Annotated in this window: 6 protein-coding genes and 1 pseudogene; 4 read left to right on the top strand and 3 right to left on the bottom strand. The window is 69.7% G+C overall.

Going from position 1 to position 7,609, the window contains the following annotated elements:
- Together GA0115240_RS07215 and GA0115240_RS07210 are read right to left on the bottom strand one after the other, a co-directional pair.
- Window positions 1-628, bottom strand: a 628-nt coding sequence (locus GA0115240_RS07215; RefSeq protein ID WP_237554678.1) for a hypothetical protein, incomplete at its 3' end; no start/stop codon positions are given.
- Between the two features lie 147 nt (window positions 629-775).
- Complete coding sequence (locus tag GA0115240_RS07210; RefSeq protein WP_093735822.1) at window positions 776-1,531, bottom strand: Crp/Fnr family transcriptional regulator; 756 nt, start codon at window positions 1,529-1,531, stop codon at window positions 776-778.
- Between the two features lie 371 nt (window positions 1,532-1,902).
- Here GA0115240_RS07210 and rpsL point away from each other — a divergent pair, with 371 nt between their 5' ends.
- The 4 genes from rpsL (at window position 1,903) to tuf (ending at window position 6,248) form a co-directional block, all read left to right on the top strand.
- Window positions 1,903-2,274: a 30S ribosomal protein S12 gene (gene rpsL / locus GA0115240_RS07205; protein WP_014144289.1), complete on the top strand. Its 372-nt coding sequence runs from the start codon at window positions 1,903-1,905 to the stop codon at window positions 2,272-2,274.
- Between the two features lie 2 nt (window positions 2,275-2,276).
- Entirely contained in the window at window positions 2,277-2,747 is a 471-nt protein-coding gene (rpsG, locus tag GA0115240_RS07200) for a 30S ribosomal protein S7 (protein WP_073492360.1), read from the top strand.
- A gap of 39 nt (window positions 2,748-2,786) precedes the next feature.
- Window positions 2,787-4,913 carry an elongation factor G gene (gene fusA / locus GA0115240_RS07195; RefSeq protein ID WP_093735821.1) on the top strand — a complete coding sequence of 709 codons (2,127 nt, stop codon included), beginning with the start codon at window positions 2,787-2,789 and terminating at the stop codon, window positions 4,911-4,913.
- A gap of 141 nt (window positions 4,914-5,054) precedes the next feature.
- The gene (gene tuf, locus GA0115240_RS07190) at window positions 5,055-6,248 is read left to right on the top strand and encodes an elongation factor Tu (protein WP_093735820.1); all 1,194 of its coding nucleotides are present in this window, start codon (window positions 5,055-5,057) and stop codon (window positions 6,246-6,248) included.
- 350 nt (window positions 6,249-6,598) lie between these two features.
- Here the strand turns inward: tuf and GA0115240_RS36690 are convergent.
- Window positions 6,599-7,609 (bottom strand): annotated as a pseudogene (locus tag GA0115240_RS36690) (hypothetical protein); the annotation flags it as partial.

Here is a 7,609-nt window from a genome sequence, read left to right as displayed (position 1 = left end):
GGGCGCCGCCGCGTGGGCGCCGTCGGCGCCGCCGTGGCCCTCCGGGACCGGCCCGTGCAGCCACGCGTCGAGGTGGTCCTCCTTCACCGTCACCGCGACCCGGTGGAACTCCTCCTTGCGCAGCCCCCGGTGGCCCGTGCCGGACCACGCCCTCGTAGACCGGCGTGGACACGCACAGCACGCTGTCGTCCGCCGGCCGCTGCCGCAGGGCGTCCCGCAGGACCGGGGCGTCCAGCAGTCGGCAGGCCTGATTGAGGTCGTGGCCGACGAGTCCGCCGACGGTGCCCGCGCGCGGGTCGTGCGCGACCTCGCCGGCGGCCAGCACGATCCGTAACCGCATCTGCGTACTGCTGGCGGCGAAGCGGTTGTACTCGCGCAGCGTGTCCGGGGTGGTGGTGAGCAGCGCCCGCAGCAGCGCCGCCTTCGCGACCTCGGCACCGATCAGGATGATCAGCGCGTCGCCGCGGTCCTCGCGGTACTGCTGCGGCCCCTCCACGCCGGCCGCGGCGAGGGTGTCCTCGGCGACGGAGGCGAGGGCCCGGCGCAGGAACGCCTGCTCCACGTCGTCGCGTTTGCTGAAACGCTCGATGTCGAGCAGCAGGATGGTGCGGTTCACGGGTTCCGTCATGGGTGCCCCTCGGGCGCTCGACTGTGTCGGCAGCACTCTCCCCCAGGGCCCCGGGAGGTGGGAGGCACGTTGACACAGAGCGTTTGTGACAGAGTGCACACAAGGCCCGGCCGGTGCCGGCTCCGTTTCCGGCCGGCTACTCTCCGTCTACTCGCCGCGGCCGATCCGGCGCAGTTGCTCCGGCCGGACGATGACCAGACCCCGGCGGCTGGTGCTGACGATGCCGCGCTTGCGCAGTCCGGCCAGCAGCCGCGCCACCGCCTCGCGCGACGCCCCGACCGACCCGGCGAGTTCGTGCTGGCTCAGCCCGGTGGTGAGCCGGGTGCCCTCGGGGACCTGCTCGCCGTGCGTCCGGGCCAGTTCCAGCAGCAGGATCGCCAGCCGTTCCCGGACGCCGAGGGCGCCGAGTTCCACCCGGCGCCGGTCGCTGGCCCGGGTCCGGTCGGCGGTCAGGCCGAGGAGCTGCAGGGACACGGCCGGCGAGCCGGCCAGGTAGGCGAGGAACGGCTCCCGGGCGATGGCGACCACGTCGACCTGCTCCAGGGCGGTCACCGTCGCCGAGCGCGGGCGGCCGCTGACCGCGGACGCCTCGCCGACGATGTCGCCCGGGCCCCGTAACGCGAGCAGGGCCTCGTAGCCGTTGGCCGCGGAGCGGGTGACCTTGGTCCAGCCGGTCAGCAGCAGCAGGACGTGCGCCGGGGGTTCGTCCTGGGTCACCAGCGTCGCGCGGGGGGCGTACTGCAGGCGGCGGCCCAACTCGAGCAGCGCGGTGCGGTCCTCGCCCTCCAGCCGGGCCAGGAAGGGGACCCGGTCGTCCAGGGTGCCGGCCTGCTCCCGCGGCAGGTCGTACACCGCCTCGCGGTACCCCGGCGCGCCCCGGTCCGGATCACCTGTGCCAGTCATCAGCGAAGCTCCCCGCGTCGCGGCCCGTCCGAGGGCGGACCACAGTAGTACAGCCCGGTGCCGGGGGAGACCGGAATCCGTCCGGCCCGCGGCCGGCGGCCGCCCGTCGCTGAGTTTTTCCGGTGGTCAGGGGCTGAGTCCATTTGTTTTGACCGCAGCGGATGCGATAGGTACGCTCTCATCTTGTGCCTGGGGTGTGCCCGGGTTCTTGCGCGTGCCATGCGACCGCGCGGGGACACCGAGGCCGCGGCACCTGACATACGTGCTTCTCCGTTGGTTCGGATACGTGCGGGGTCCGCGACACACCCGACCGCGTGGGTCGGTCCCCAGGTTAGATTTATCGAGATCGGCACACAGAAACCGGAGAAACGGTGCCTACGATCCAGCAGCTGGTCCGGAAAGGCCGGCAGGACAAGGTCGAGAAGAACAAGACGCCCGCGCTGAAGGGTTCCCCGCAGCGCCGTGGCGTGTGCACGCGTGTCTACACGACCACCCCGAAGAAGCCGAACTCGGCGCTCCGCAAGGTCGCGCGTGTGCGTTTGACCAGTGGCATCGAAGTCACCGCTTACATCCCGGGTGAGGGCCACAACCTGCAGGAGCACTCCATCGTGCTCGTCCGCGGCGGCCGTGTGAAGGACCTGCCGGGTGTTCGCTACAAGATCATCCGTGGTTCTCTCGACACCCAGGGCGTCAAGAACCGCAAGCAGGCCCGCAGCCGCTACGGCGCCAAGAAGGAGAAGTAAGCATGCCTCGTAAGGGCCCCGCCCCGAAGCGCCCGGTCATCATCGACCCGGTTTACGGCTCCCCGCTGGTGACGTCGCTGGTCAACAAGATCCTCCTGCACGGCAAGCGCTCCACCGCCGAGCGCATCGTGTACGGCGCGCTCGAAGGTGTGCGCGAGAAGGCCGGCGCCGACCCGGTCATCACGCTGAAGCGCGCGCTGGAGAACATCAAGCCGACCCTCGAGGTCAAGTCCCGCCGCGTCGGCGGCGCGACCTACCAGGTGCCGGTCGAGGTCCGTCCGGGCCGCCAGAACACGCTGGCGCTGCGCTGGATGGTCGGATACTCCCGCGCCCGCCGCGAGAAGACCATGACCGAGCGCCTGATGAACGAGATCCTCGACGCCAGCAATGGCCTGGGTGCTTCGGTGAAGCGCCGCGAGGACACGCACAAGATGGCCGAGTCCAACAAGGCCTTCGCGCACTACCGCTGGTAGTCACCACCCACATCGAGACCGAGAGAAGACTGAGCCACTATGGCCACCACTTCGCTTGACCTGGCCAGGGTCCGCAACATCGGGATCATGGCCCACATCGACGCGGGCAAGACGACGACCACCGAGCGGATCCTGTTCTACACCGGTGTCTCCTACAAGATCGGTGAAGTCCACGACGGCGCAGCCACCATGGACTGGATGGAGCAGGAGCAGGAGCGCGGCATCACGATCACGTCCGCCGCGACGACCTGTCACTGGCCGCTCGACGACGTCGACCACACCATCAACATCATCGACACCCCCGGTCACGTGGACTTCACCGTCGAGGTGGAGCGTTCGCTCCGCGTCCTCGACGGCGCGGTCACCGTGTTCGACGGTGTCGCCGGTGTGGAACCGCAGTCGGAGACGGTCTGGCGGCAGGCCGACCGCTACGGCGTGCCCCGTATCTGCTTCGTCAACAAGCTCGACCGCACCGGCGCCGAGTTCCACCGCTGCGTCGACATGATCGTGGACCGCCTCGGCGCGACCCCGATCGTGATGCAGATCCCGATCGGCGCCGAGGCCGACTTCAAGGGCGTCGTCGACCTCGTCACCATGAAGGCTCTCGTGTGGTCCGCCGAGGCGACCAAGGGCGAGATGTACGACGTCGTCGACATCCCGGCCACGCACACCGAAGCGGCCGACGAGTGGCGCGGCAAGCTGCTGGAAGCCGTCGCGGAGAACGACGACGCGATGATGGAGCTGTACCTGGAGGGCACCGAGCCCTCCGAGGAGCAGCTCTACGAGGCCATCCGCCGGATCACCATCCACTCCGGCAAGGGCGGCGGCACCACCGTCACCCCGGTGTTCTGCGGCAGCGCGTTCAAGAACAAGGGTGTCCAGCCGCTGCTCGACGCGGTCGTGCGCTACCTCCCCTCCCCGGTCGACGTCGACTCCGTGGAAGGCCACGCGGTCAACAACGCCGAGGAGATCGTGACGCGCCGGCCGTCGGACGACGAGCCGCTGTCCGCCCTGGCGTTCAAGATCATGAGCGACCCGCACCTGGGCAAGCTCACCTTCATCCGGATCTACTCCGGTCGCCTCGAGGCGGGTTCGGCCGTGCTGAACTCGGTGAAGGGCAAGAAGGAGCGCATCGGCAAGATCTACCGCATGCACGCGAACAAGCGTGAGGAGATCGAGTCGGTGGGCGCCGGCGACATCGTCGCCGTGATGGGCCTGAAGCAGACCACCACCGGTGAGACGCTGAGCGACGACAAGCAGCCGGTGATCCTGGAGTCCATGGACTTCCCGGCGCCGGTCATCCAGGTCGCCATCGAGCCCAAGTCCAAGGGCGACCAGGAGAAGCTGGGTGTCGCCATCCAGCGGCTCGCCGAGGAGGACCCCTCCTTCCAGGTGCACTCCGACGAGGAGACCGGCCAGACGATCATCGGCGGCATGGGCGAACTGCACCTCGAGGTGCTGGTCGACCGGATGCGCCGTGAGTTCAAGGTCGAGGCCAACGTCGGCAAGCCCCAGGTCGCTTACCGCGAGACCATCCGCAAGACCGTCGAGCGCATTGACTACACCCACAAGAAGCAGACCGGTGGTACCGGTCAGTTCGCCAAGGTGCAGATCATGCTCGAGCCGCTCGAAGGTGGCGACGCCACCTACGAGTTCGTCAACAAGGTCACCGGTGGCCGCATCCCCCGGGAGTACATCCCCTCGGTGGACGCGGGCGCGCAGGAAGCCATGAAGTTCGGCATCCTGGCCGGCTACGAGATGGTGGGCGTTCGCGTCACCCTGCTCGACGGCGGCTACCACGAGGTTGACTCCTCCGAACTGGCGTTCAAGATCGCCGGATCGCAGGCGTTCAAGGAGGGTGCCCGCAGGGCGAGCCCCGTGCTTCTCGAACCGATGATGGCCGTCGAGGTCACCACCCCCGAGGACTACATGGGCGACGTCATCGGCGACCTCAACTCCCGCCGCGGCCAGATCCTGGCCATGGACGAGCGCAGCGGTGCCCGGGTCGTCAAGGGCCTGGTTCCGCTGTCGGAGATGTTCGGCTACGTCGGTGACCTGCGGTCGAAGACCTCAGGCCGAGCCAGCTACTCCATGCAGTTCGACTCCTACGCCGAGGTTCCGCGGAACGTCGCCGAGGAGATCATCGCGAAGGCCAAGGGCGAGTAACACCTGCTCTAGGCTTGACAGCAGGCTTTCGGGGCATTCCGCCGTCTTGCAGGGCGGAATGCCCCGGTAGTCCGCATCCCAGCAAAGATCACCTGGCGCCGATGAAGCAAGGCGTACAGATCCACTCCCAGGAGGACCCCAGTGGCGAAGGCGAAGTTCGAGCGGACTAAGCCGCACGTCAACATCGGCACCATCGGTCACATCGACCACGGTAAGACGACCCTTACCGCGGCGATCACCAAGGTGCTGCATGACGCGTACCCGGACCTGAACGAGGCTTCGGCCTTCGACCAGATCGACAAGGCTCCTGAGGAGCGCCAGCGCGGTATCACCATCTCCATCGCGCATGTCGAGTACCAGACCGAGTCGCGTCACTACGCCCACGTCGACTGCCCCGGTCACGCGGACTACATCAAGAACATGATCACCGGTGCCGCCCAGATGGACGGCGCGATCCTGGTGGTCGCCGCGACCGACGGCCCGATGCCGCAGACCAAGGAGCACGTGCTCCTGGCCCGCCAGGTCGGCGTCCCCTACATCGTCGTCGCCCTGAACAAGGCCGACATGGTGGACGACGAGGAGATCCTGGAGCTCGTCGAGCTCGAGGTCCGCGAGCTGCTCTCCGAGTACGAGTTCCCGGGCGACGACCTGCCGGTCGTGCGTGTCTCCGCGCTCAAGGCGCTCGAGGGCGACAAGGAGTGGGGCGAGAAGCTGCTCGGCCTGATGGCCGCTGTGGACGAGGCGATCCCCACCCCCGCCCGTGACATCGAGAAGCCGTTCTTGATGCCGATCGAGGACGTCTTCACGATCACCGGTCGTGGCACCGTCGTCACCGGTCGTATCGAGCGCGGTGTGCTGAAGGTCAACGAGACCGTCGACATCATCGGCATCAAGACCGAGAAGACCACCACCACGGTCACCGGTATCGAGATGTTCCGCAAGCTGCTCGACGAGGGCCAGGCCGGTGAGAACGTCGGTCTGCTGCTTCGTGGCATCAAGCGCGAGGACGTCGAGCGCGGCCAGGTCATCATCAAGCCGGGCACGGTCACCCCGCACACCGAGTTCGAGGCGCAGGCGTACATCCTGTCCAAGGACGAGGGCGGCCGTCACACGCCGTTCTTCAACAACTACCGCCCGCAGTTCTACTTCCGTACCACGGACGTGACGGGCGTGGTGACCCTCCCCGAGGGCACCGAGATGGTCATGCCGGGCGACAACACCGCCATGAGCGTTCAGCTGATCCAGCCGATCGCCATGGAGGAGGGCCTGAAGTTCGCCATCCGCGAGGGTGGGCGGACGGTCGGCGCCGGCCAGGTCACCAAGATCAACAAGTAGCCCTCGGCGGGCTGCCTGCCCGGGCACGGTCCCCCTCTCGGGGGGCTGAGTCCGGGCACCGGGTGCCCCGCACCGCCTCAGGGTGGTGCGGGGCACCTTTGTGTTCCGGCGGCGGTGGGGGTGAGGGGTGCGGTCCTTTCCGGACCGCCGGCCGGTGAACCGGACACGACAGCAACAGCCCCTTCAGGCCGGTGACGACCCCCAGGCCACGCCCCGGCCGGCCGCGCAGTTCCCCGCGCCCCTCAAACGGCACCCCCGCCGGGCCGGGGCCCGGGAAAGGACCGCGCCCCAGCCGCGGACTCCGTCCAGGGGGACCCCGGCGCCCCCGGTACGGCGCGGCCCCGGGACGGTCAGCGTGGGGTGGCGGGGCGGCCGATGAGTTTGTCGGCGGCGGTCGCCACCCGGGCCAGGAGGACGGCGGTCACGGCCGCCGAGACGAGGGCGAGGGTGAGCGGTGTCACCCGGTGTCCGAGGGCGAAGGCCAGCACGGTGATGGAGATCAGCGGGCCCGCCGCGTACCAGGCCAGGAAGATCAGCGGGCCGGGTCCGCCGACCGGCGAGCCGCCGCCCAGGAACATCAACTGGGTGCGGGCCGGCCCGCGGCACGCCCCGTACAGCGCCGCCGCGGTGAACGGCGGCGCGCACAACGGCATCAGCAGCAGCGCCCACGGCGACCCGTGCACCGCGAACGGCACCGCCACCAGCACGCCCAGCGCGGCCCCCAGCACCGCCGGCACCACCCCGTGCTGGAGCATCAACGTGCGGAAGCGGAACGGCGACCAGGCCCCGCGCCGCACATCGTCGGTCTCCAGCCGGGCCGGCTCGGCCAGCGCGCCCACCGCGAAGTAGCCGCACAGCAGGCCCACCACCAGCCCGACGACCCGGCGTTCACCGCCCAGATCCGCGCCGAAGCCGACCGCCGCGGCGGCGCAGGCCGCCCACAAAGCGGCCCGGCCCAGCCGCCCGGGCGTGCGCAGCAAGGTCAGCAGGTCCCGCCAGACCACCACCAGGTAGCGGCTGCGCGGCGGCGGCAGCCGCAGCGAACGGGTCGGATCACCGCCGCCGGCCTCCATCAGCGCCAGCTTGGCGGCGCGCAGTTCCATCGACCACATCACCGAGGCCACCGTCGTCGCGGTGGCCGCCCGCGAACGCAGCTGCGCCGTCGGCACCCGGGCCGCGTCCCGGTACGCCTGTACGACCGCGGCGCCGGTCGCCGCGAGCAGCAGGGCGATCGCGGCCGGCCAGCCCGGAGCCGCGCCCCCGCAGGCCCGGACCACCGGCTGGGCCGCCCACCCCCACGGCCCCGACCACAGCTCGAACCACTCCAGCGCCCGCACCTGGTGGCCGGCCCCGGCCAGCGC

It is taken from the genome of Streptomyces sp. DvalAA-14 (assembly GCF_900091855.1).
Classification (GTDB): Bacteria; Actinomycetota; Actinomycetes; order Streptomycetales; family Streptomycetaceae; genus Actinacidiphila.
This window is presented reverse-complemented; position numbering and strand designations above follow the sequence as displayed.

Excerpts from the sequence above, each read along its gene's own strand:
- GA0115240_RS07210 (WP_093735822.1), bottom strand. The coding sequence starts at position 1,531 with ATGACTGGCACAGGTGATCCGGACCGGGGCGCGCCGGGGTACCGCGAG.
- fusA (WP_093735821.1), top strand. The coding sequence starts at position 2,787 with ATGGCCACCACTTCGCTTGACCTGGCCAGGGTCCGCAACATCGGGATC.
- rpsG (WP_073492360.1), top strand. The coding sequence starts at position 2,277 with ATGCCTCGTAAGGGCCCCGCCCCGAAGCGCCCGGTCATCATCGACCCG.